This window comes from Colwellia sp. D2M02, assembly GCF_018860755.1.
Taxonomy (GTDB): Bacteria; Pseudomonadota; Gammaproteobacteria; order Enterobacterales; family Alteromonadaceae; genus Colwellia; species Colwellia asteriadis.
The window spans coordinates 92204-117542 of the sequence record NZ_JAHKPW010000070.1 but is presented as its reverse complement, the minus strand read 5'-3'; the positions used below and the strand labels follow the sequence as shown (position 1 = coordinate 117542).

Here is a 25339-nt window from a genome sequence, read left to right as displayed (position 1 = left end):
TGGAAATAATTATCATACTTCTATCTCTAGTCCATACTTTTTTTCGATTTTATTAATATACTTAGATGCTAATTGACTATGCTTATCAATAGACATTGTTTCAATAACTTTGTTAAGTAAAACATCATTGGTTATTTGCTTCGATTCAGAGAACTCCAAAGCATTAACAAAAATATTGCAATTATCTTTATGTCTTGATGAGGCTACATAGGTATTAGCTCGATCCATGCCTGTTGTGTAATATATAAAAACATCGCCATCAATTGTTAAACCTTGGCTTGAATAAACAGTCATAGCATATGCTTGAGTCATATATAAGTGACCTTCATCATTACAATATTGACTCGTATTGATAATGACTTTGTTCCCATTATCCAGCTTAACGTTGAAATTATGGCTACCATCAATTTGAGATCTAATATCAATTATGTTCCCTAAATCACCGTTTGATAAGTTTTTTGAGTAATCATTTTTTGTAAGGCGTATTCGCTCACCAATTGCAAATTTATTAGTAAAGGCTTTACCGCTAACAGAACATTTTATTGATACATCTTTACTATCAATTTTACCTTCAGCTTGTAGTATTGAACGCACCCTATCATTTAATTGACTAACATCTTTCCAACGCTGCGCTAGTAATAGTGATTTTTTCTCTGGATTACTAACTCGGTAGTTATTCCATTTTTCAATTAGCAAATTTTTAGTTTGTTCTGCATCGTCTGCAAAACTCAATAAACCTTTTTCATCTAGCACTTTTAGGGATTTTTCTGCTTTACCATCACGAAAATTAGCAACAACTTCCCTCGCCCATGGTTCACGCTGCCGTTTTATCGTTTCAACTCTTGTGTTACCCAGTATTTCAGGCTGAGATAAGTACTTTAATGCACCTCCATGCTCAATAGCATCAAGTTGCTTGTCTTCCCCTACTAAAATTAATTTACTGTTTTTTTTATTTACAAGGTCAATAAGTTTGCGTAAATCTTTAGTACTTACTTGGCCTGCTTCATCAACAATGAGTATTGAATTTTCAGCTAGTGATGTACCTTTTAATAGTTTGGCTATAGTAAAGGTTTCAATATTGGCTTCGTCTGCTAAATTGTTTGCTGCTGATTTTGCAATAGCACAGCCTATTACTTTATACCCTGAAGATTTATAAGCATTGGCAACACAGTCCATCAAAGCGGACTTGCCTGCTCCCGCACTGCCTTGAATAATATCAAAGGCACTGTTTTGACACGCTGAATAAACCGCTTCTTTTTGCTCATCAGATAATGGAAATGATTTAGTTAAAATAGCGGTATTAATAGCATGATGATCGATCATGAATTGGCTTCGCTTACTAAGGGTTTTAGCCCCTGTAATCATGGCTTTTTCATTATCAATAACAGCTTGAGTAGTAAATAATGCGTTATGCTTTTCATCTAAACCTAGTGATATACAAAATTTCTGTTCAATAAACTCTTGAGCTACGGCTTGTGCTTTTTCAGCTCCACCACCTGAGATTTGAGCAATTTCAGCTGCAGTCTTATAAATATCTTGCATACGAAAAACTGACTTTTGTTTGATACATGTTCTTCTAGGGTATCTAGCGTTAGATCAAGTTTTGGTTTTTCAATTTCATTCAACCAATCCAGTTTGGTTGCTTTATCTTGGGACACCTCTTTTAATATGTAGCTTTCATTAAAACCAAGTTCACTAAGCTCTTTCTGCCACTGTTTATATAGTGCGGAACGATTTACGTTTTCTTTTTTGGTTCTTGTAGCTAAAGCGGCTATATCACCGCTTTTGCTACAGCTGTTAGCGTTGCCTCGTTTGGTTAACTCAGCCTTGATCATTTCCCTTCGCTTTGAGTAATGGGTACAAATTTCATCTGGCACTACTGACAACTTAAAAGCATCGCCATCTTTTTCAACTTCAAAACCTAAACCTTGAAGTTGTGAAGCCAATTCAGCTCGATAGAGTGTACCTGCAGCTTTATGCCACAGATATAAATCACGACTCTCTACAGTGCCCCAACTACCATCTTCTCGAGGTGCTGCATTAGCAACAAGGCAATGGGTATGCAACTGAGGATCTTGAGCTCTGCTTGTTGCATGTTCAAACGTAGCACAAACTAACCCCGTTACTTTTTCTCGTAAAAGGCCTAGCTTATTCCTCCTCGTTACTGCTGCATTATCTTCAATAAAAACTATTGCAGCTTTAACTCCATTAAAGTGAGCTTGTTGAATTTTCAGCTTCAAATCATTGTTAGCCCTTGCCCAAACAGTGGAAACTGATTTCGGTGCACTAAAGGTTAAGTCCCAACCGTAACGCCTGTTATTCCCTGCATTTTGACAAAGCTTATATTGCTTGTCTGGCGTAAAACCATGCATAAGATTGATATAACTTTCAGTTTCCACATCCCCTGCAAGGTCAAGTAATTTACTCGCCTTACCTGCCCAAACTCCGTTTGGTTCGCCACCATCAAGATAATAATCTTCCTTAGCCAAATCAGAATAATATTTGATGTTACGTATTGGGGAGATGGTTAACACTTTCTTTTTCTCCCTCGGCTACCACGCGCCAGAGTTTCAAAGCTATGATCACCCAATTCAACAGGAACACGCGCTTCAGCTATTACTTCTAGTTCATGGTAAGGCCAAATTAACTCATATACCGCATTCCAACCACTAACAGACAAATAACCTGTAATTCCATTTTTATTAGGTGATGGCAGCTGCATTAGCTGCTCTGGTCGCACAATATATTCTTCACTTTGTTGGTAGCTAGTTGAACGCTTACCTTCTTTGTCAAAGCTTATGTTTGCTCTTTTTACTAACCTTTTACCTAAATTATCAGCTACCTTTTTCGCTGTTTCTGCCGAGGAGCCTATTTTTAACGTGATAATATTTGAAAATAAACTAGTTAATGTTTCGGTTATTTTATCACCGTATATAGCTTGAATTTGGCTGATATTCTGGGTACCAGCAATTGTTCTAGCTCCTTTAGAACGCCCCAATGAAAGCCATTTATCAAGGGCTTGAGTTTTTGGTAAATCAGCTAGTTCATCTAAAACTAACCAAAATTTACGTTTATTATCGTCAGGTAGAGATAAGACTTCCCGAACAACAATAGACAATACAGCAGAGCATAACGGCGCTGATATAGATGAATATTTTGGATCATTTGCAATAATCAACGATTTAAAGTTGTAATGCCCTTCTATCCAGTGAGTAATGCTAAATTTATATTTACTATCTTTCGTCCAAACTTTAGCAACAGAATCAAGCCAACTTAATTGAGTTGTTAACTCCATTATAAAACTATCAGTTGTTTTAGAATTTTCAGCAATCAACTTTGAAGCTTTAGGGTAGTACCTATCAAATAAACTTTTTAATTCATCTGTTGGTTTATCGAGTATGTCCTTTAGGTCATCCCACGACCATTCGGGCTTAATATGATTAAGAGAAACCATACAGCCAGTTAATAATAACCGCGCACCATTAGCCCATATTGGTTCTTTACCTGATTGTGAAATAAAACATGATGCAATTTCATAGGCTACTTCTGGCGACGAAACATCAGCGGCAATATCCCAGCACAATGAACGTGTATCGGTTGGGCTAAGTAATAAGTTATTTTGCTTTAAAAATAGTTGGGTATACTCTTGTTTAGCATCGTAAATAAGCATCAAGTCTTCAGTATTCGAAATTGCGTTTACAAGTGGCTTTATAACTGTGCTTTTTCCTGAGCCTTGTGCTCCTGTAACTAATATATTTCCTAGCTCTTGTTTTTCACTTATTGTGATCTGAGGATGTAAATTCAAACCAATAGTTAGGCTGTTTTTATACTCCTTTTCAAGAATTCGTTTTGCATGTTTTATTGCAAACTTATCTTTAAGCAATCGTCCTCCACTTATATGAATTGCTTTATCAATTCCTCCTTTAATCCAAAATAATTTAAATGCGATAAATAATGAAAATAGCAGACAAATCGAAAATGGTATTAATATTTGTAGCAACCATTTAATAGCGTAATTATTTTCCAATAGATAATCTTTGTATTGGTAAAAACTTGTTAACTTAAAGTCTTTAGTATCTCGAATAATTAAGGGAATGACTTTGAGATGGCCTTCAAAAGGCCCCCAATCGTTATTAATTTCCCATGTATATTTAATTAAAAAATAACTTGCTACTAAGGTTAATAAAATGGTCACAAAAACAATTTCATACCATAATTGGTAGGTATTTTTAAGTTCTCTCATGGTCTAGGCCTCCCAAACGCTCTTTTAGCTCAGAAATAGCTTCAACCCTTTCATCTTCACTTAAACCGGCCACTGCTGAACAAACTTCAAAAGTCTGCTTTAGCAAATTTGCTTTTAAACTTTCTAGCTCTTTGGCTATGTCATTTTTCTTTTTATAACTTCTCCATGCTTCTCGAATTACTTCTGCAAGGTTGCTACCGTTTTGCTCTGCTAATTCTTCAATTCGCTGATACTCTGTAATTGAAAATCTAGCAGTTATAGCTTTCTGGGTTAAGCTTTTATATTTCATTTTAAATCACCTAGTTAGGAATCATTGAAACCCTTATCTTTAAAGGCTTTCAAAGTAATATTTTTTGTTTATTGCACCTGTATTGATTTCAGTGTGGGCGCAAGCTTTTGATCACTTTTACTCACTCAACACGTAGTGTTGAAACACAAGAGGTGCGTAGGGTTTGGTCGTCATCATGATTTTTCTTTTTCTAATAACCATCGTTCTATTACTGATTCTCGCCAGTAAACCAAACGACCAATTTTAATCGGTTGTGGGATCTGATTTTGTTGCCTCCATCTCCAGAGAGTGACAAGATTTACATTTAATTTTTTTGCTAGATGGGCAGGTCGAAGTAGAGTGTCATTTTTGTTCATTTGATTTTTACCTTTTGTTGCGCTCAAAAGCGAGCTACAGCAAAAGTAAAGGATGAAAAAAGAGAAAAAAAGAAAAAGGTGAGTATTCTTGAAATGACTTATTGCATTGAATTACATATCACAATTGCAACAACTTTTATCAAGAATAGTCAGTTTTTTGAGGTTGGTTCTATAGGGAAATACATCCAGTCTAAAACATTTTCACACAGCTACAATTTCGCTATTTTCATTAATATGCAAAATTATTGGAAGAGAAACTCAGTATAAAAAATGCTGTTATGGGATGCGGCAAAACCAACAACTGGCGCAATATTATCTTATTATTTTTCAATCTGATAGTAACTAACAAGAGCTAAGATGATGTCTTTTAATTGATAAAGTTTAGCTTCTGCTGTTTTTCGAGTAATCGAGATTGGATAATTGATTTCTTCTTTCAGTTTATCATTATCAAAATCACGTTCGATTTCATTCAAGATTAATTCATGATGAGTATATAATAAACGAAGATCATTGAATGAATTCAGCCTATTATTTGAGTAGCAAGTCAATAGATAATCAAAGTCTTTAACGAGCAGCCCGTTAATTGATAGCCCCATTCTACTATTGAAGTTAATATTGTAGTATTTAGCGACCTTTCTAAGTTTATACCTATTAAATAATCCAAGCATTTAATTAACCTCATAAATAAATAAGGTTTCTAATTATAGTGACGACTAAAAAATAATATCTATTTATTTCACTATTCATAAATTTAGTTCTCAAAATCGAATAATCGGGATAGATTAATCAACAATTAATAAATCCATATAATCAGCCCATTTCTGCAACCAGACTTTGCACTCACTTTCGTACTTATGAAGGTCATATGTTCCTTCAATACCTGTTCGAGCATGCCCTAATGCTGCTTCAGCAATTTCACTAGGACAACCTAAACGAGATAAACCTGTTCGTACTGTTCGACGAAGATCATGCGGTACCCAGTGGTCTATTTCAATCATTCGTTCATCACGTCTCATATGCCAAGCCTGTTCAGTTAAAGACTTTTGCTGAATTGGTAAGCCTGTTTTAATAGAAGGAAATAAATATTTTCCTGTAACCAACTTTAACTGTTTTAAAAAATCTATGGCTTGTTGAGGTAGTTGTACATAGCGTTCTACCTCTGTTTTTGTTGCTTTAAGGTGCCAAATAGCTTTTTCAAGATCAATATCATCCCACTCAGCACCACATATTTCACCTGTTCTGCAAGCTGTCCAAAGCGTAAAACGAAGGATGTTTTTCTGCGTTTGAGTAAATGCACAGCCTGGCAACCATTGTAGAAATTTTGTTAGTTCTTTGTCAGATAAAACTCGTTGACCTCTTTTAGACGTAAGGCGTACTTTTGCTTGCCTTAGGCTGTTTTTAGCTAATAATGCAGGGTTAGCAAATTCATCAGTAAACTTTTCAAGACCAATACAATATTCGTATGCAGCGGTTAATTCCCTTAAGACATTTCCAGCCTGTACATTTGAACCGCGTTCAACAATTGCCATGATCATATTTACAATATCTTTTCTCGTAACTTCATCAGCATTGCGTTCACCTAAAACTAATACTGCATCACCATAGAGCGTTCTTCTAGTCTCAGCTTGGCCTTTTTTTATTCGTGCCCCTGCTATTTTTTTACCGTCAACAATCCTGTCTTCAATGTATTGTCTTAAATAAAGTTCAACCACATCAGTCACGGTCATTTTTGCTGATAATTTTTTCTTTTGCTCTAGCTCTTCCTGTTTAGCTTGCTTTAACTCAAGAGCAGGACAACGCTCTGCCCTTCTAATGTCTTTGAACTTCTTCAATTTTACTCTAGCTTCAGCGAGTGAAATTGATGGAAACCGCCCTATCTGGATCTGGGTTAGTTTGTTAGTCACAGGGCTGGTATAGCGATAAAAGAATGATTTAGTGCCAGCATTAGCACAAGTGACCCTTAATCCTCTATTTTCACCTACATCTGCAAGATCTTTATCATTAGGCTTCATGCTACTGATCACAGCAGAAGTTAAAATTTTGGTTTGATGATTCATCACTAGCTCTCTGTTTCTATCCAACGTATTATTAACAACAAATAAGTGTCACTTAACGGAATAAGTGTAGGTTTTTGGTCTACAAAAACTATAGCAAAAAAAACCTACACTTACACCTACACTTAATTGTGTAATTTCATGACAATTCAATAATATTCATGACCTTTCATTAAATTACACAATTTACATAAAAGTGAACAAAATCAAAGAACAACAAAATAAAAGCGTAATTAAAACATGCAAGATTTATCACAACACACCCCTATGATGCGTCAGTACTTAACAATTAAGGCTGAATTCCCGCATATTTTGATCTTTTATCGTATGGGAGACTTTTACGAATTATTTTTTGATGATGCCAAAAAAGCTGCCGATTTATTAGATATATCACTCACCGCCCGTGGCAAAACAGGTGGTAATGCAATACCAATGGCGGGTGTGCCTTATCACGCCGTTGAAAATTACTTAGCCAAGCTAGTCGCCTTAGGTGAGTCAGTTGCGCTTTGTGAGCAAATTGGCGATCCTGCTACTAGCAAAGGCCCGGTTGAGCGTAAAGTGGTTAGGGTAATTACCCCAGGAACGGTCAGTGATGAAGCGCTACTTGCCGACCGACAAGATAACTTAATTGTTGCCATTGTTGATAAAAACACCACGCACCTTGCTAAAAAAAGTAACTCTACACCAGCGTTTGGTTTAGCCTACTTAGATATGACAAGTGGCCGCTTTGTACTCACTGAGCCACAAACCAATGAGCAATTACAGGCTGAACTGCAACGTTTATCGCCAGCTGAGTTACTTTACCCAGAGTCTATGGCTAACGTTGACTTAATTGCTCAGCAAAAAGGCTTACGTCGTCGCCCTGAGTGGGAGTTTGATTTAGAAACCAGTATTAATCTATTAAATCAGCAATTTAATACTAAAGAACTGGTTGGCTTTGGCGTTGAAGATAAGCACTTAGGGCTTTGTGCAGCAGGTTGCTTATTTCAATACGTTAAAGATACTCAACGTACTGCACTGCCGCATATTAGAGCCATTATTAGCGAATCAGCAAATACAGGCGTTGTACTTGATGCAGCCACCCGCCGTAATTTAGAGCTTACGCAGAATTTACAAGGGGGCATTGAAAACACCCTAGCCGCTATTTTAGACAAGTCGGCCACACCAATGGGTTCACGCTTATTAAAACGTTGGTTGCATTTTCCTTTACGCGACTTAACTGTTTTAAACAGCCGTCAAGACACTGTTGCCGATATTATTAATACTGACTTAGCCCAGCCTATTCATGGCCTACTTAAAGGCCTTGGTGATGTTGAGCGAATTATTGCTCGTATTGCACTACGCTCTGCTCGTCCGCGCGACTTTGCACGTTTACGCCATGCGTTACAACAACTACCGTCTTTACAAGAAGCACTAAACGAGAGCCAAGCTCCTTATTTAAAAACGTTGGCACAGCAAAGCCAACCTATGCCAACACTGCAAGAATTATTAGAGCATGCGATTGTTGAAAACCCACCAGTGCTGATTCGTGATGGTGGCGTTATTGCTGCTGGCTATCATGATGAGCTAGATGTATTGCGTGATTTAAGTGATGGCGCAACCCAATTTTTAGCCGAACTTGAACAGCGTGAAAAAGAACGCACCGGAATTCAATCACTAAAGGTAGGTTACAACAAAGTGCACGGTTTCTTTATTGAAATTAGCCGTAGCGCTGCCAGCGATGTACCTGAAGATTATATTCGCCGACAAACCCTTAAAAATAACGAACGCTTTATTACTGAAGAATTAAAACAGCATGAGCATAAAGTGCTTAACGCTCAAAGCCAGTTTTTAGCGCTAGAGAAACGCTTATACCAAGAGCTGTTTGACCAAGTGTTGCCTGAGTTAGCAACACTGCAACAATTAAGTCAAAGCATTGCCGAACTAGACGTATTAACCACGTTTGCCGAGCGTGCGGTGACACTTAATTATGTAAAGCCAACGCTAGTTAAGCAAACAGGTATTAATATTGAAGGGGGTCGTCATGTTGTGGTTGAGCAAATGACGGCAGATACATTTATTGCTAACCCAGTGTTGTTAACTGAGCAACGTAAAATGTTAGTGATTACGGGTCCTAACATGGGCGGTAAATCAACCTATATGCGCCAAACTGCCTTAATTGTGTTACTGGCACATGTTGGTTGTTTTGTCCCCGCTGATAGTGCAACTATTGGTTTAGTAGATCGTATTTTTACCCGTATCGGCGCTTCTGATGACTTAGCCAGTGGTCGCTCAACCTTTATGGTTGAAATGACCGAAACCGCTAATATTTTGCATAACGCCACCGACAAAAGCTTAGTACTACTTGATGAAATAGGTCGTGGTACCAGTACCTACGATGGTTTATCACTCGCGTGGGCGTGTGCTGAAATGCTAGCCTTAAAAACCAAAGCGTTAACCTTATTTGCGACCCATTATTTTGAATTAACCTTATTGGCCGAGCAAATAGATACTTTGGCCAATGTTCATTTAGATGCGGTAGAGCATAACGACAGCATTATTTTTATGCATGCGGTGCAAGAAGGCGCCGCAAGTAAGAGTTTTGGCTTACAAGTAGCGCAATTAGCGGGCGTACCTAAAGCGGTAATTAACCGAGCTAAACAACGATTAAACGAATTAGAAAGCCAACAACCACCGTCATTATTACCAGAAAAAAGTGAAGCGTTTGAACAGTTGTTATTAACACCCGTCGAGCATCCAGCAATCACATCATTACATGAGCTGAATGTTGATGATTTGAGCCCAAAACAGGCGCTAGATTTATTATATGAGTTAAAGAAACAGCTATAGTTCCAACAGTACAACCAGTACAACCCAAAAAGCTGCTTCAATACAAAAGCAGCTTTTTGGGTTTTTAATATAACCGTTTAATTGAGTTGCGGTACCAATAACTCTTTTGGTAATTCACTCATATTAGGAGTCAACAAAGTATGTGTTTTACTTTGCGGTATTAATCCTGCTACCTCTAATGCTGATGGTGTTTCTGTCGTGGTGTCTGATTGCTCTATTACCGTCGGTTCAGAGTTAGGACTATCGTTATCATTACAAGCTGTCAGTAAAAGCGTAGCGATAATAAGAAAAATATATTTCATTATTGCTCCTTAGTACTTCACCCAAAAACTCGCATTATCGTGAATTTCACTGAGTGCAGCTTTACCTTCTGCCTCAATCAATTCTTGAGTGACAACATTGCTACTGAATGCAGCATCATCCCACCACACAATTTCTGCATCGTTAAATATACTCATATCATGCAAATGCTGATCAGCACCTGTTGTATACTGATTCCAGCCTGGCGTACGTGCTGGCATTACCATTAATGATGGTGCAGGGTTACCTTCTCCGCCACCGTGATGATCATGACCACTGCTTTCAACATCCCAACTAACAGAAATTTCCTGCTCAATATCATTAATGCAGTATTGAGTCGTTGGAATAAATACTGTGCTAAATGTTGCATCTGGTAATTTACCTCGAAAGGCCACTTTATAATATTGAGTATCACTATCACGTTCAGTGCCTGGTGTTTTCACCCAAGTTATTTCGTTATAACTATGTTCACCGTCAACAAACACAGCGGTTGCTTGACCAAAAACAGCGTCAATGGCATGAACAGAGGTAATACTTGATGGCACTTTAGCAACAATACGTACTGTATCTTCAGAGCCAGAAACTTCATCAGTACACCCGTGAGGAATACTCAGTTCGATAATGCTCGTTTTATTGGCAAAGTGAGGGCCTGAAGCTACGCCAACATGCGCCTGAACAGCTACCGTAAATATGCAAGAGCTTGCCAATAGGCTTGTTTTCAATACCTTTTTCATTTTCTGTCCTTTTTATGAATGAAAGCTAAGCGCTATTATAAATAGCATTAATAAAAAGGAAATATGACAAATTGTCGCAGTTATCATTAAAGTTACAGTCGAAATAACTACATAAATAACTACATAAATAACTGCATAAATAACAATATAAATAACTAATTAATCTAGCTTAAACCGCGTTACTGAGTCGCTTAGTTTAGTGGCAAGTACCATAGTTGAACCAGCTAAGTTACCATTTTCTTCGGCAACCTGATGATTTTGTTTAGTTTGATCCGACATGGTGGTAATGTTTTTACTAACATCTGCCGCCACTTGATTCTGCTCTTCGGTCGCTGTTGCAGTTTGTGCTGCCACATCAACTACTCGAGTAGCCGCATCACTAATTTGTTGTAATGCTGTTAGTGTGCGCTGTGATAATTCAACACTAGCTTGTGTGCTTGAGCTTCCTTTATTAATTGATGTCACTGCTTCTTTCACACCCTTTTGCAGAGTTTCTATCATTTGCTGAATACTTTCAGTAGATTGCTGCGTTCTGCTTGCTAACGTACGCACTTCATCAGCAACAACAGCAAAACCTCGTCCTTGCTCACCGGCTCTTGCCGCTTCAATGGCAGCATTTAATGCCAATAAATTTGTTTGTTCTGCAATCCCTCTAATAACATCTAACACTGATGCTATATCTTTAGAGTTTTCTGATAGGTTTGAAATAACCTCAGCCGCCTGTTCAACGGTAACCGATAAGTGATTGATTTCTTCTACGGCTTCCGAGGTTATTTTACTTCCTTCAGCAGTTAAATTATTCACAACTTCCAATTCATCCGAGGTTAACTGAGCATTTTGAGCAACTTCTTTAATAGCATAAGACATTTCGTTAACCGCCGTGGCTATCATATCAACAGATGACAATTGCTCTTCACTGGTGTTTTTAACATTTTGCGCTCCAGCATCCAGCTGAGCTACGCCATCAATAACTTGGCTCGACTGCTCAACAATAGAACGAATCAGATTTGACAAACTATCAATCAGTAAATCAAATTCTCTAGCAACCTCACCTATTTCGTCTTTTCTTTTAGAATTAATACGTTTGGTAAAGTCGCCATCATCACTATTTAAATTCTTTATTTTTGCGGTTAAGTTATCTAATGCATCCGCCATTGCTTTAGGGGCAGCAATCCCGGCAAAGACCGTTAAAATGACCACAATAGCCCCTATAATACTAATAACCGTTAGGCTTTGAGTAACCGAGTCGATTGTTTGCTTACTAACATTAGCGCTGGTTATATCAGCCTCTTCACCAGCGATATTGTAAACTTCACGCAAGCGCTGAAAAGCTTCGTTAGCTGGACCTGCACTTTGATTTTGAGCCGCCTGAATATTGTTCTCATGAATTAAATTAAATACCTGCTCAGAAGCGCCCCGCCAGCCTTTGAAAGCAGAATCGAACTGTTGTAATTTCAGTAAAGAATCAGGGTAAGCCGCCATAAGCTGTTGATACTTTTTCATTCTATCGTAAGCTTGCTGAGCGTTTTCTTGGTAGTCTTTATAATCAACGTCAATGACACTTTTTTCAGCACCGAAAGCAGCCAAGGCATTTTGCTCAGCAACTTTTGCTTGATACAAGTCTCTATCGGCATTAAGTACTGCAGAAACTGCAGGGTTAAAGTTTTCACCAAAAATCATCAAACTCTGCTCAGTTTTAATAATCAAGCGATAATTCAGTAATAATAAAATGATAAAAAAGGCTGTAATAGTACAAAATGCGGCTGTATATCTAACACGTATTTTATTGAAATTCATTAACTTTTCCTTAGTTAAAGTGAATGTCTATAGTGGATAACTATAGTTGATAATTATAGTTATCCACTATAGAGGTCCTAGTTTTTTCTTACCATTAGTTTACTGGAGCAACAACCACCTTATTTCGCCACTTTCACTTATACCGGAGCGAACTTACTTTAAGGTTTCTACGCAACTAAACATGCTTTAACTCGAGTATTCACAAGAGGATTAACGTCAAAAAATACTATAAAAGCACAATACTAAATATCACAACTCGCGCTAAAAAATACCAATCACAGTATTAAATAGCAGCAAATATAATGTCATGCCGAGAGTTAAAACACTTTGCTACTCCCCCTTCGCAACGTAAAATAAAATTTTTAGCGAGTTACTAAACGATTCAGAGAGTTATAGATGAACTTTGAGGTATTATTACTAATTATTATCGCTATGGCATTTGCTGTGGTAATTAAAAAGCTTACCGAAATGAACGCAAAGATGAATATGTTAATGTCGTCAAATTCAATAGAGTGGTCTCAGCATTTTAATGAAGAGATTAATCACTTGATATTGACTGGGGACTTTACCAAAGCATCCACAGCTTTACGTAAAAAGACAGGGCTATCTTTAAATTTCTGTTTAAAGGTTATTCAAGATCATGCCCATAAAGTTGCTTAATATTAACTTTTGAACTCGCTTTAACAAAGAATCCGGTTATTTAACCTGTTTTAGCCTGCTCTAGTTTTTGTTCCATCAACGCTAACAGTTGCCCGTTTAGTTCAATTAATTCTTGGCTCAATTGCTTTGCTTGTTCCTGTGCTGTCGTGGTGTCATCATTTAACAGCTTTGTTAACTCACGCATTATTTCCTCAATCTTTTCTTTAAGTTCGGCAATTAGCTTTTCCAGTGGGTCATCAGGCTCTGCTGATTGCTCTAGCGAGTCACTGGCTTGTTGGTTAAGTTGCTTGGCAATAGCTTTACCCAACTCGACCTTGTCTGCTGATACTTGTTCTTGGGTTAACTGACGCTGTCCTTGCTCAGAAATCATTACTTGTACACCCGCTACTACTGAGGACGGAGTTAATTCGTTATCAACGCGTGTGCTTTGACGGTGAATACGTAGTTCCATCGCTTTATTATCATTTAAACGATTATTAAGCGTATTCGCTGCCTTGCTAATAGTGCTACCAATATTATTCGTCATAGTTTTACCGTTTAGATAAGAAACAAGCTGATGCGCTTTTTCATGTAAGTTAATAACATTATCGGCTGCACTTTATATAAATTGAGGCAGGTATGCAGAGTTATTAGTTAATAATTAAAGTTCATACTAAAAGCAGTAAAAAACATCGCTTATCTATTATTGCTTTTTAGCACTAACTTTATCGCTCGTTTCTTCTTTTACTATTCTGCGCTCGACCTGAATCACTTTAATGGTATTTTCAACCATAGGATCAGGTGTAAACATCTGCACAAAAATACCAAAAGCCACGGCAATACCACGACGCTTTTTAGCCCACTTAATTAACAAATTCGCTAAAATCCCAAAGACAACAAACACCAGCCACGGTGCAAGTGCTATATATAAAAAATGTTCCACAATAGTCACAACTTAATAAAAATAAAATAGCAGGCGCGGCTTTTAAAAAAGCACGCGACACATAAGCCTCTGCTGTAAACGAGAGGCCGCAATAGATTTAACGATTAACGTCAGACGTTAACCGTGATCACGGTAGGCTTTAGCTAAGTTGGAATGATTTTTCTGGTTGGTATAAAGCGTATATAACTAAATAGGTATCGCTTAATAGGCTTTTAACTTGATGAGCTACAATCTCTAATATTTGGTAATCACGCACTATTGCTTGCTGTAATAATTGCTGAGCTTGCCAGATAAGCTTGTGCGAAAAAGATTTAAGGTTTTGCTGCAAAATGTAATAACTAAGTGGCTTATTCGCATACTTAACGAGGTGGAACGACGGCTTAGCATTGACTTGAGTTACTTGCTTATATTGTTCACTACCTTCGCTAACATATCTTTTTTTATCAATACGTTTAAGGTTGATGTTTGCAGTATTATCAACATAACTTAAAGCAGAATAGATAGATTGCAGCGCGTTAGATAGCGGTATCGCTAAAGCAAAATTAACCGATAATGCACTGGTACTGACACACAGTAGTAACAATACCTTTATCAACAATTGCTGCACGTTTAATCCTTTAAAACTGTGTTAAGCCATTTAAGGCACTTTGAAGTAAGGTGTTAGTCTGCGAGTTTAACGTTGCGCTTTAGACAAAAATCACCCCTTGAACAATATAATTAGGTCAAACAATTATTTTTCAAGCTTACGTAGGTATTATTACGCTTAACTGCTCCTTCGCTAGAGCGGTATGTTAAGTTATTAAGGCAATAGCCAATTTAAGAGGATAGTAGTAATGGTCAACCCTTTAATTATGCCAATATTGGAGTATTTAAGAAAACAAAAAAAGCCGTGCTCTTTGATTGATTTGATCAACTTATGTCAACAAGACTTGTTAGCGCTTATTAATAAGAATGTAGATGACCAAATTGCTATTTTTCAAAAGAATTTTTTTATTATGAATGCGCTTTATCAAATTCAACAAGAGATTAACAACGAAGGCTTTTTATTAAAAATTTTTCCATTAGAAATTTATATTGTTCCTAATGTTATAAAAAACGGTGACACCAATACCGCTGTGATACAAAAAATCCATAGTGAAGATGAGGCTAGCCGCGATAAAAAATTGGCGCACTACTATTTAGATTGGCAAAATTTAACCAGCGTAACCCTTGAAGAAATCGACACGCTTTTTAGCGGTTTTTGGCAAAGATATAATGCGGCCGATAAAGTATCTAGCGCGTTAGCAACTCTAGGACTTTCAAAAAATAGCCCGTGGACAGATATTCGTCAAGCTTATCAAAAGAAAGTCAAACTAACTCACCCTGATAAAGGCGGCTGCGCGCAAGACTTTATTGAAATCCGACAAGCTTATGAAGTACTAAGTATTAGTTACCGTAACGCCTAAGCAAATTAAATTACGCTATAAACTCCAATTTTAATGACTACGCTAGCTTAGGTTTATGTCTAGGCTCTGCTTATTTGGCGTAACCGCTGCCAATAGCATTAAATGGTAGTGCTAACTCAAGCTCTGGTACTTGCAGCCCAACCCAAGCAACAAAAGTATTACTGTTAGGGCCAGGAAAAACACTGTATTCATTCATCCAAGGGTATAACGCAATAGCCGCTTTAATTTTAGGAATAAGCACTTTAGCCCTGTCGCCTTTAATGGAAAGTAATAACTCAGGTTTAGCGCCAAACCAGTACCGATCAGGAGTCGGCGTTTGATATTCTCGAATAGCAGGCAATCCTCGTTTAACTTGCCAGCCCGTTACCTCATAAACACTGTACTCGCTCGCTTGCTCTTCTTTAATGGCAATCCACGGGTGCACGGCAAACCAACCACGCCAACTAAACGCATCGGCAGCATAAAACTCAATAACTGCGCGGCTCTCTTCACTTGGCACTGGTGCTATGCCAGCAGGCTCTCTACTGGCAGTACGCCAGTCATTATTACTACAGGCATTAACAAAAAGTAAAAGCAAAATAATTGTATAATATTTCATAGTTTTTATCGGCAGGCATGAGTAAGAGATAAGTTACAGAGCTTATCATAAAGGCGAATAAAGCTCAGCAAGCAAACACTTATCTAAAGCCGATTATTAGGAGCTGTTGACCTTCACGGTTAAACTTCGTTCGAGCTAAAAGCATTTTAATCGCGGCGATTAGTGTGTAGCCTAGGGGCTTTTTTCGTTAATTTTAATCACTAACGACTTAAATCACTATTCACATTTATAAGCTCAATTGTTATGGTAACGCGCAATATTTACTAATGCTGACTCCATCAGTTCAACCTCTACTCAACTTAAACACAACCTAAAATAAATCCAATGAACTCTTTAATTAAAAATACCTATATTGGCTGGGCAGCGTATTTTATTATCTTTAATATTTATTGTATTTTTTGGCGTCAGTATTTATTTACTGAACAATATGACTTTGTAGATTCACTAACATGGTGGCTTAAAGAGTGGGGAATGTGGTTAGCTTATACACCGTTAACGATTTCAAGTTTAGCGTGGTTAAAGCAACGAAAATCACTAATAACTAGTTTTATTATCGTCGGTTTATTGAGTATATTTTTAGCGACATTTACCCGAGAGGTTATTTATTTTGTCACTGATAATGCGAATTGGCGTGTAGACTCCGTAATACCTCATGTTATTGCTTACTTCCCTAAATATAGTATTACTTTTGTTTTAATTGCACTTTGTTGGTACTTAAGTTTGTTCCAGCAAAAACTTAACTCAACATCAACGCCTTCGGTATCTGAAAGTAATACCAATAAAAGCAATGCTGATGAAAACAATACGAATAACACAACTAGTATCCATACCCAGCCCGTGAGTGAGTCACTAAAGCATTGTGATACGCAATTAGTTCACGCTGACAATACTATCGAAAAACATAAAGCGGCAATTACTGGCATCAACGTTGAACACTTAGGATTAACAATAACCTTACCTTTTGACGAGGTTTACTTAATCAGTGCAGCAGGAAATTACGTCGATATTATTTGCCAAAACACGCAATACATTTTGCGAACACCATTAAAAGACATGTTAGCTAACTTACCCGAGCAACAATTCATGCAAGTTCACCGAAGTCATATTGTTAACCTGAGCAAAATAATTCAGCTTAGCACTAACGGCTCAGGCACCAGTCAAATCACATTAGACAACCAACAAACTATCAATATCAGTAAAAAACTGAAACACACCATTAAAACACTAGTGCACGCATAATCGTTCAAAAAATAACAATTCGCTAAAGCCGATTTTACTTAACTCAGTAACTAAGCTGTTATTCCATTTTAAAACCACTGGTCACTGGTCACTGGTCACTGGTCACTGGTCACTGGTCACTGGTCACTGGTCACTGGTCACTGGTCACAAAATAAAGACTTTCACCCCAAGACACTAGTAGCAAAGTTCATTTATTCTTATCGTGCTTTTACTTTTCATTCAGACAGTAAGAATATTTATGGCTACTTCAAATATCGCAATAACACGTACTTTTCACTGGGTAATGGCGTTCGTTATTATTGCTATTACCCTTGTGGGTTTATATATGGCTAACACTGAAACCTACGCTTTATACCATTGGCACAAATCATTTGGCTTAATTGCTTTGTTATTAATTATCGCTCGACTTTTTTGGCGAAAAAAACATGTTTGGGAGTCGGCAAGTAAAGGTACTAGTCAAGCCAAGTTAGTTAATTTTGTTCACTTATTTTTATTAGCACTTCTTATGCTAATGCCTTTATCTGGTATGGTTTACTCTGGGTTTGCTGGCTATGGGTTTTCACTATTTGAATGGCATATCATTCCAAAGAACTTGAACAGCGAACAACAAGTGATCCCTTATAACGAGCTATTAGGCAGCTTAGGTAAAACACTGCATGGTTTATTAGGGTATTTGTTTGCAGGAGTTGTCGTCTTGCACGTGGGCGCAGCGTTAAAGCATCACTTTATTAATAAAGACCAAACCTTAAACCGAATGTTAAATAAAAAACCAAGTGAAAACACCTAAGGATTAATCATGAATAAACTTACCTTTGTGCTAGTCATAATGACATTTTTTATTACTGAAACATTCGCTGAAATCGTTGGTGAAAATAAACTTAACCCCATCATTAATCAGGTTAACAAGGTTGATATTAATCGTACTGACAATTTTGATGACTTAGCGTCCTTTGGTGAAGCCATTAGCGACAAACGTATTGTATTTATTGATGAGCTAACTCATGGTGAACAAGAAGGCTTTGCACTTAAAAGCCGAATAGTTCAATACTTGCACCAACATCAAGGCTTTGAAGTATTGTTGTTAGAAAGTGGACTATTTGATGTTCAACAAATATGGCAAAACAAAAACACAGCAATTAAAAAGAGTGCTCCTGGTAACATTTTTTATATGTATGCTAGCGATGAAAGTTTCATTGAGTTATTTGACTATATTGATAGTAAAAGAAAAGACAAAACACCCTTGGTATTAGCAGGCTTTGACGGTCGATTAAGTGGAGAGTTAAGCCGTCAACATGCGGTTAACTTTATTGAAACACAGAGTAAAAAATTTTTAAGCCATGCTGCAGTGCCCAGCACGATAAATTCAAGCATAGACCTGAAATTTGATTGGCGGTTTTATAAACGTTATAGCCAGGAAATTATTGAGCGACAATCATCATTAACCGATAAAAACTTGCAAGATAACTACATTAAACAAAGCTATTGGCTTTATGATCAACTCAATAACATAAACACGCTCGAAACGGGTTATGAGTCAGCTCAATATGTAGCCCGTTTAATTCACGGCATTATTAGAATAGCGGAAGTAATGTGGGGTAGTCGCCGCCACGACGAACATGATTTACCAATGGCTGATAACGTTCAGTGGTTAATCGACCACGCTTACCCAAATAAAAAAGTGATTGTTTGGGGTCATTATATTCACTTAAACCGACAAGGAGCCTTTCAAAGTCGATACGACAATTTAGGTAGCCTGCTTGATAAGCGTTATGCCGATGAAATTTATATCGCGCACTTTTCTGGCATTCAAGGTAGTTATAGAGAGTTTAGAGACTTATCGGTTATCCCACTTCCTGAATTAACTAACACGGAGCAACAGCAACGCCTAGAAACTGCATTATTGCCTTATTTCAATAGCGCTACTAACAATAAAGATGAGTTACGCGACCACAACTCGGCGCTGTTTATTGATTATAAAAATATTAACAGTGACAGAGCACAAGGTATGATGATGTTTGGGCATGAGTATAATGCACTCATTCCTGTGAATAACTGGAACAAGCACTGGGATGGTATGTTTATGATTAAGCATCTTAATCCATCCCAGTAAAGGCAGTTAAAAAAACGCCTGCAAGCCGGTTTGAGCTCTACCTAAAATAAGCGCGTGAATATCGTGGGTGCCTTCATAGGTATTCACCGCTTCTAAATTCATCACGTGGCGCATAACATGAAATTCATCACTAATGCCATTGCCACCATGCATATCACGCGCTTCACGTGCTATAGCTAACGCTTTACCACAAGAGTTACGCTTGATCAGTGAAATAGCTTCAGGGGCTAAGCTATTAGCATCCATTAACTTGCCTGCTTGAACACAGGCAAGTAAGCCGGTGGTGATTTCAGTTTGCATATCGGCGAGTTTTTTTTGAATTAATTGTGTTGCCGCGAGCGGTTTACCAAATTGTTCTCTATCTAAAGTATATTGCCGAGCACTGTGCCAGCAAAACTCTGCAGCGCCTAATGCGCCCCACGCAATACCGTAACGCGCTTTATTTAAACACGAAAAAGGTCCTGATAAGCCTTTGGCATCTGGCAATAGGTTTTCAGCAGCAACAAAAACATTGTCCATCACAATTTCACCGGTAATTGACGCGCGCAAGCTAAACTTACCGTCAATTTTAGGAGTCGATAGCCCTGCCATGCCTTTTTCTAAAATAAAGCCTCGGATCACGCCATCAAGCTTTGCCCAGACAATAAAAATATCAGCAATGGGTGAATTGGTTATCCACATTTTGCTGCCGTTAAGTTGATAACCGCCATCAACGGCTACCGCTTTAGATGCCATACTGGCAGGGTCTGATCCTGAATTAGGCTCAGTTAAACCAAAGCAGCCAATTAATTCACCGGTGGCGAGCTTAGGTAAATACTTCATTTTTTGTGCTTCACTGCCAAAAGCATAAATTGGATGCATAACCAAAGACGACTGCACGCTCATGGCACTGCGATAACCACTATCTACACGCTCTACTTCACGAGCAATCAACCCATAACTGACATGACTTACGCCAGCGCCACCATACTTTTCATCAAGGGTTGCCCCTAATAATCCTAGCGCACCAAATTCACGCATAATATTGATATCAAAATGCTCTTGGCGGTTGGCCTGTAAAATACGTGGTTGCAACTTTTCTTGGCAAAACTGCTGAGCGCTATCACGCACCAAGCGCTCTTCTTCTGACAAGAGTGATTCAAGCAACAATGGATCTTGCCAGCTAAATTTTGGCTTTGTGTTTTTGGTGTTTATCTGGTTTACACTAAAATTTGGCATGTATCATTCAACGTTATAACAAAGAGGTGAAATACTAATTAATATCTTTTGCAAGTCAATTTAATAACTCATAAAATATGCGCCTAAACAATAAAAACCTGCGGTACTAATAAGATAAATATTCAAAAATATTTACGTCAGTTATAATACTCAGGAGTTAAAAGGGATTTTATGAGCTTCAAAATTACATTACTTATGTGTTTATTATGCGTAACTGGCTGCAACGATTCAGATGATAAACCAAACCAAGCACCGACAGCAAAAATCATACACCCTCAGAGCGCTTTATCATTAGAGTCGTTTCTCATCACCTCACAAATCTCCGATACTGAAAATGACACTATGAGTGCTAACTGGGAGTTAACATCAGACGCGGGAATTAATTTACGCTTTAGCGATGTTACAGAGATAACTTATGATATTCCTCTCGTCACAACAGATACGCAATACAGCATTTCATTAACCGTTACTGACAGTGAAGGTAATACAACATCAACCACAAGTAGCTTTATCGTACCTGCAATAGAAATAGACTTTGTGCTACCATTTGGTGCTATTTCACAGAGATATGTTGATGTACAAGCCACTCTCAATAATATCGCTAACTCCGAAATTGGGTTTTCATGGCAGTTATCTGGCAATAATAACTACTCATTAACAAGTATTTCACCGTCAAGGGTTCGATTTTTTGCTAGCAAACCATTAACTTCAGAATATGATCCAAGTGATGTACGCGGCACTGAGTATGTTCGCGGTGAAGGAATAACTGAAGAGGTTCCTATAAAATTATCAATCGTTCATGACGATACCACTATAGATTTTGACACCGTAGTTAACATCAAACCAATACAAGATACCCAAGCATGGCCAGAGCATATAATTAATCAAGAGGTGAGCTATAGTTCGTCGATAACGACAGCTTTCCCATCAGATGTGTTGTTAAAAACTCAGCACTGTGTCGTGACTGACGATGAAGAAAAGCGAGAGTTTGATTATAACCAAGATGGTATTAATGACTATTTTTGCTCTACTGAAAATGCGTTATATTTTTATTTATCTGAAAAGCAAGATAATGACACTCATTTTATTGAATCACTCATTAGTAACACCCCCCATAGCCAGTATGCTGACCTTGTCAATTTTAATCACGGAATACCAAAGTTAGTTTTAATCGAAAACCTAAAAGAAATCATTACGCTGGATTTCAACTTATCCATTAATCACTTTAATCGAAAACAAGTATTCCAACTTGAAGATAATGTCCTGCAATACAGCTTTGCAGAAGTCGATAACAAATTGTTTTTAGCTTACTCAATACCTAACGCAAGAACTTCAACTCCCATTATTAAAGTTTTTGACTTTACTGAAATATCTTTATCGCCTTTAGCTACACTACAACTTGATGGATATAGTGTAGGGATGTCAGATTTAATAGTCACAAATATTGATGAGCAAGGTAAAGACGAAATATTATTACAAACTGAAAGTCTGCTGGGATTAACCTCATCAGTTAAAAAATTATTTGTTCTAAAAGCACCTTATATAGACTTTATTGAGTCCCCTTTTTGGTTTACTAACATTTACAGAGAAAATATTGACGAAGATCCATTCTTAGAATGGCTTGGCATCAAAGGAGCCGATATTGCCCACAACGATCTTAAAGGAGGTTTTTTAGTTCATTTATCACTAGACTCCAACGATGCAGTTAGTCATGAGATTCTTAAAAATTATTATACTGATTTGTTCTTTAAGTTCAGAGCAATAAGCACTGATTTACATTTGAATCAAGATGAACTTATTGATAATACAACAAGCTATGTAACTTATGATACCTATCAGTATCCAAGTGATGCTTATATAACTTATACGCTGGCAAATCAAAAAAGAGTATTAATTACTTCGCAAAAAATGGATGCATATTACGCAGGCCAAGCCAATATTTTAGGCTTTGAAGATGTAGATAATGATGGTGACTTAGATATCAAACTTGGTGATCAAAACGGTGTAGCCTTTACTTGGCTAGAAAACATCAACGGCTACCCTATCAATTAGCAAATCCCCCCTCCAATAAAAGCTTATGGGGACTCACGCTATCTAGTGCCTATAAGCTTTATCTTACAATTTCTGACATTTCTCGCACATGTTATCAACACTTGCGTTACTGATTCACACAAGCAGGTAAACCAAAATACCCCTTAATAATTAGATCTGAACAATCAATAGCTCTAAGCAATAAACAGATAAAATATCATAGGGAATAAACATGAAAGCAAATACGTTAACTTCCGTGCTTTGCACATCGATAGGGACATCACTAAAAATATTACCAAGCTCGTCATATAAGTTACTACCTAGCACTTGGACTAAGCTATCAGTAGCAATCACTTGTGCATTACTCTCAAGCTCAGTGTTTGCTGTTGATGAAGGCACGCAAAAAAGTGCTGAGCAGAAAAAGAATTCTGAGCAGCAAAAAGTTGCCAAGTTAGAAAAAGAGGTTGAAGTCATTAACGTGGTCGGCAGACGCAACCAAGCTAACAGTGAAATGACTGAGCAAACAGAGCAATTGTTAAGCGTTGCAGGTATTGGTAACGATCCTCTTAGCGCAGTTTACAGCTTACCGGGCATTGTTTATGCCGGTGGAGATACTGGCTCGCCTGCGGTGCGTGGCTCATCCCCCGATGATAATGCTTTTTATATAGATGATATTCCCACAGGTTATATTTTTCACTTGTTTGGCGATAGTATTTTTAATGAAAATTTAATTAGAAACTTTGACTTACATGCCGCCGCTTTTGGTAGCCAATATGGCAATGCAACGGGGGGGATTTTTGATGTGCAATTACGCGATCCTCGTCACCAAGACTTCACCACCACGGTTGACCTAAGTATGCTCAAAAGTGGTTTTATGACCGAAGGTAGCGTGACTGAAAATAGCGCCTTTTATTTATCGTATCGTCGTAGCCAAATTCATTTGTTTTTGCCTGAAGGTGAAGAAGATGAAGGTTATACCGTTTTCAAAGCGCCAATTAGTGATGATTACCAAGCTAAATACCAATGGTTACTAGGCGATTCGTACAAGCTCACGTTTACCGCCTCAGGTGCCAGTGATACCGGCGGCGTTAATATTTCTGAGCAATCAGAGCAAGGTAGAATAGATCCCGACACGATTGGGGATTTCAAAATGACCACCAGTTTTGATACGCAAAGCTTAGCCTGGCAGTTTTACGGCGATGAGCAAAAAATTATGCAACTGGTTGCTGGCCACACGGCAAAAAGTACTGAAGAAAAGTTTGGTCAAGGGCAGTTTGTTAATGTCGATGAAAATAGCTTTGATGTACGATTTTTCTATCAAGTCGCTTGGTTTGATAACCATAAGCTAGGCTTTGGTATTGATTATAGCAAAACCGATGTTGATTATGATTTTGATTTGATCCCCTATTACTGTACTGAAAACGATGCAGACTGTAATCAATACAAAGGTGACAGAATACAAGATACGGCTTCATTGTCTGATCAAAACATCGCCGTATATCTTGATGAAATTTGGGCAATAAATCCAAACTGGTTATTAACCGTTGGCGTACGCGCTGAGCGTAATGACTATACCGAGCAAAGCTTTGTTCATCCGCGTATTGCCCTAGACTGGTTTGTTAATAATCAAGTCACTATCAAGGCTAAAGCAGGCTCCTATAGCCGGTTTCCTGATGTTGATACCGCCTTAAAAAAACTTGGTAACCCTAATATAAAGTCGCCCACGGCTATACATTACTCACTGGGTATTGATTATGATTTCAATGATTTATGGTTCACCTCTTTAGATATTTACCATAAATCACTCACCGATTTACCCCGCTCAACCGATGAGCATACGCAAACAAATACAGACATTGCTGTAACCGATAATGACTTACACTACACTAGCGATACCTCAGGTAATGCGCAAGGTATTGAATGGTTAGTAAGGCGAGAACGTCATAATGGCTGGTTTGGCTGGGCATCTCTGAGCTGGTCTCAAAGTGAACGTACCGATGACTTAACCAATATAACCAGCGATTATTACCTTGATACACCACTGGTTGCTAATGTGGTTGCTAATTATCAGCTCAACGAACATTGGGACTTTGGTTTGCGTTTTACCTTACGTAGTGGCGCAAAATATACGCCCATCACTGGGCTAAGAGATAACCCCGACCATGAGGGACATTTTCTGCCAAACTATGGCGAACTAAATTCAAAAACATTACCGGTTTATCACCGCCTTGATTTAGAAGCGAATTATCAAACGACCTATTGGGGCTATGATGCAAAATGGACCATGGCAGTCATTAACGCGATGGCACAAGAAAATGTTTCAGGTTATTACTACGACCCTGAAGATAATGATACTTTAACCGAATACAATATTTCGGGCGAAGAAGATATTGGTGTATTCCCTTATATAGGTTTAACCATGACTTTTTAGAGAATCACTAACGCTATTTAACCTGAACTCGGTTTAAGAGGTGCTTAACAAATTGAAATATCAGCAAAAATCACTTTTATGAA

Annotated in this window: 23 protein-coding genes; 8 read left to right on the top strand and 15 right to left on the bottom strand. The window is 37.8% G+C overall.

Features of this window, described 5'->3' with window-relative positions; all coding sequences use genetic code 11:
• Window positions 1-12: 12 nt before the first annotated feature.
• The 7 genes from KO495_RS12955 to KO495_RS12925 all read right to left on the bottom strand — a co-directional run bounded on the left by KO495_RS12955 (window position 13) and on the right by KO495_RS12925 (window position 6945).
• The gene (locus tag KO495_RS12955) at window positions 13-1542 is read right to left on the bottom strand and encodes an AAA family ATPase (RefSeq protein ID WP_215980830.1); all 1530 of its coding nucleotides are present in this window, start codon (window positions 1540-1542) and stop codon (window positions 13-15) included.
• Window positions 1467-2534 carry a MobF family relaxase gene (mobF, locus tag KO495_RS12950; protein ID WP_215980829.1) on the bottom strand — a complete coding sequence of 356 codons (1068 nt, stop codon included), beginning with the start codon at window positions 2532-2534 and terminating at the stop codon, window positions 1467-1469. Before mobF ends, KO495_RS12955 begins: the two co-directional genes overlap by 76 nt.
• A complete protein-coding gene (locus KO495_RS12945) occupies window positions 2528-4243 on the bottom strand; it encodes a type IV secretion system DNA-binding domain-containing protein (protein ID WP_215980828.1) in 1716 nt (571 codons plus the stop codon). The genes mobF and KO495_RS12945 overlap by 7 nt, the downstream gene beginning before the upstream one ends.
• A complete protein-coding gene (locus tag KO495_RS12940) occupies window positions 4230-4532 on the bottom strand; it encodes a hypothetical protein (RefSeq protein ID WP_215980827.1) in 303 nt (100 codons plus the stop codon). Before KO495_RS12940 ends, KO495_RS12945 begins: the two co-directional genes overlap by 14 nt.
• A gap of 173 nt (window positions 4533-4705) precedes the next feature.
• Entirely contained in the window at window positions 4706-4888 is a 183-nt protein-coding gene (locus KO495_RS17755) for a helix-turn-helix domain-containing protein (RefSeq protein ID WP_215980826.1), read from the bottom strand.
• 320 nt (window positions 4889-5208) lie between these two features.
• Window positions 5209-5361 (bottom strand): hypothetical protein, encoded by a 153-nt coding sequence (locus tag KO495_RS12930; protein WP_215980825.1) that lies wholly within the window; start codon window positions 5359-5361, stop codon window positions 5209-5211.
• Window positions 5362-5670: 309 nt separating this feature from the next.
• Window positions 5671-6945 (bottom strand): site-specific integrase, encoded by a 1275-nt coding sequence (locus tag KO495_RS12925; protein ID WP_215980824.1) that lies wholly within the window; start codon window positions 6943-6945, stop codon window positions 5671-5673.
• A gap of 237 nt (window positions 6946-7182) precedes the next feature.
• Here KO495_RS12925 and mutS point away from each other — a divergent pair, with 237 nt between their 5' ends.
• Complete coding sequence (gene mutS, locus KO495_RS12920) at window positions 7183-9771, top strand: DNA mismatch repair protein MutS (protein ID WP_215980823.1); 2589 nt, start codon at window positions 7183-7185, stop codon at window positions 9769-9771.
• 77 nt (window positions 9772-9848) lie between these two features.
• Here mutS and KO495_RS12915 read toward each other — a convergent pair whose 3' ends face one another.
• The 3 genes from KO495_RS12915 to KO495_RS12905 form a co-directional block, all read right to left on the bottom strand.
• On the bottom strand, window positions 9849-10073 hold the full coding sequence (locus KO495_RS12915; protein WP_215980822.1) for a hypothetical protein: 225 nt from the start codon (window positions 10071-10073) through the stop codon (window positions 9849-9851).
• Between the two features lie 9 nt (window positions 10074-10082).
• A complete protein-coding gene (locus KO495_RS12910; RefSeq protein WP_215980821.1) occupies window positions 10083-10805 on the bottom strand; it encodes a DUF1775 domain-containing protein in 723 nt (240 codons plus the stop codon).
• A gap of 159 nt (window positions 10806-10964) precedes the next feature.
• Entirely contained in the window at window positions 10965-12602 is a 1638-nt protein-coding gene (locus KO495_RS12905; RefSeq protein ID WP_215980820.1) for a methyl-accepting chemotaxis protein, read from the bottom strand.
• A 396-nt stretch (window positions 12603-12998) separates the two neighbouring features.
• Here KO495_RS12905 and KO495_RS12900 point away from each other — a divergent pair, with 396 nt between their 5' ends.
• The gene (locus tag KO495_RS12900) at window positions 12999-13262 is read left to right on the top strand and encodes a hypothetical protein (RefSeq protein ID WP_215980819.1); all 264 of its coding nucleotides are present in this window, start codon (window positions 12999-13001) and stop codon (window positions 13260-13262) included.
• Between the two features lie 40 nt (window positions 13263-13302).
• On the opposite strand, the gene KO495_RS12895 is transcribed toward KO495_RS12900, so the two are convergent.
• The 3 genes from KO495_RS12895 to KO495_RS12885 all read right to left on the bottom strand — a co-directional run bounded on the left by KO495_RS12895 (window position 13303) and on the right by KO495_RS12885 (window position 14791).
• A complete protein-coding gene (locus KO495_RS12895; protein ID WP_215980818.1) occupies window positions 13303-13788 on the bottom strand; it encodes a hypothetical protein in 486 nt (161 codons plus the stop codon).
• A 156-nt stretch (window positions 13789-13944) separates the two neighbouring features.
• Window positions 13945-14184, bottom strand: a complete 240-nt coding sequence (locus KO495_RS12890; RefSeq protein ID WP_215980817.1) for a hypothetical protein — start codon at window positions 14182-14184, stop codon at window positions 13945-13947.
• A 139-nt stretch (window positions 14185-14323) separates the two neighbouring features.
• Entirely contained in the window at window positions 14324-14791 is a 468-nt protein-coding gene (locus KO495_RS12885; protein ID WP_215980816.1) for a hypothetical protein, read from the bottom strand.
• Between the two features lie 226 nt (window positions 14792-15017).
• Between KO495_RS12885 and KO495_RS12880 the strand changes: the two genes are divergently transcribed.
• Window positions 15018-15629, top strand: coding sequence for a DNA-J related domain-containing protein (locus KO495_RS12880; RefSeq protein WP_215980815.1), 612 nt, complete (start codon window positions 15018-15020; stop codon window positions 15627-15629).
• A gap of 70 nt (window positions 15630-15699) precedes the next feature.
• Here KO495_RS12880 and KO495_RS12875 read toward each other — a convergent pair whose 3' ends face one another.
• Entirely contained in the window at window positions 15700-16227 is a 528-nt protein-coding gene (locus tag KO495_RS12875; protein ID WP_215980814.1) for a DUF3750 domain-containing protein, read from the bottom strand.
• Between the two features lie 324 nt (window positions 16228-16551).
• Here KO495_RS12875 and KO495_RS12870 point away from each other — a divergent pair, with 324 nt between their 5' ends.
• The 3 genes from KO495_RS12870 (at window position 16552) to KO495_RS12860 (ending at window position 19576) form a co-directional block, all read left to right on the top strand.
• Complete coding sequence (locus tag KO495_RS12870) at window positions 16552-17466, top strand: LytTR family DNA-binding domain-containing protein (protein ID WP_215980813.1); 915 nt, start codon at window positions 16552-16554, stop codon at window positions 17464-17466.
• 238 nt (window positions 17467-17704) lie between these two features.
• The gene (locus KO495_RS12865) at window positions 17705-18253 is read left to right on the top strand and encodes a cytochrome b (protein WP_215980812.1); all 549 of its coding nucleotides are present in this window, start codon (window positions 17705-17707) and stop codon (window positions 18251-18253) included.
• 9 nt (window positions 18254-18262) lie between these two features.
• Window positions 18263-19576 (top strand): erythromycin esterase family protein, encoded by a 1314-nt coding sequence (locus tag KO495_RS12860; protein WP_215980811.1) that lies wholly within the window; start codon window positions 18263-18265, stop codon window positions 19574-19576.
• A 6-nt stretch (window positions 19577-19582) separates the two neighbouring features.
• Here the strand turns inward: KO495_RS12860 and KO495_RS12855 are convergent, their stop codons facing one another.
• Complete coding sequence (locus KO495_RS12855) at window positions 19583-20794, bottom strand: acyl-CoA dehydrogenase (RefSeq protein ID WP_215980810.1); 1212 nt, start codon at window positions 20792-20794, stop codon at window positions 19583-19585.
• A gap of 171 nt (window positions 20795-20965) precedes the next feature.
• Between KO495_RS12855 and KO495_RS12850 the strand changes: the two genes are divergently transcribed.
• Together KO495_RS12850 and KO495_RS12845 are read left to right on the top strand one after the other, a co-directional pair.
• On the top strand, window positions 20966-22846 hold the full coding sequence (locus tag KO495_RS12850) for a hypothetical protein (RefSeq protein WP_215980809.1): 1881 nt from the start codon (window positions 20966-20968) through the stop codon (window positions 22844-22846).
• A 211-nt stretch (window positions 22847-23057) separates the two neighbouring features.
• Complete coding sequence (locus tag KO495_RS12845; RefSeq protein ID WP_215980808.1) at window positions 23058-25256, top strand: TonB-dependent receptor; 2199 nt, start codon at window positions 23058-23060, stop codon at window positions 25254-25256.
• Window positions 25257-25339: the final 83 nt, after the last annotated feature.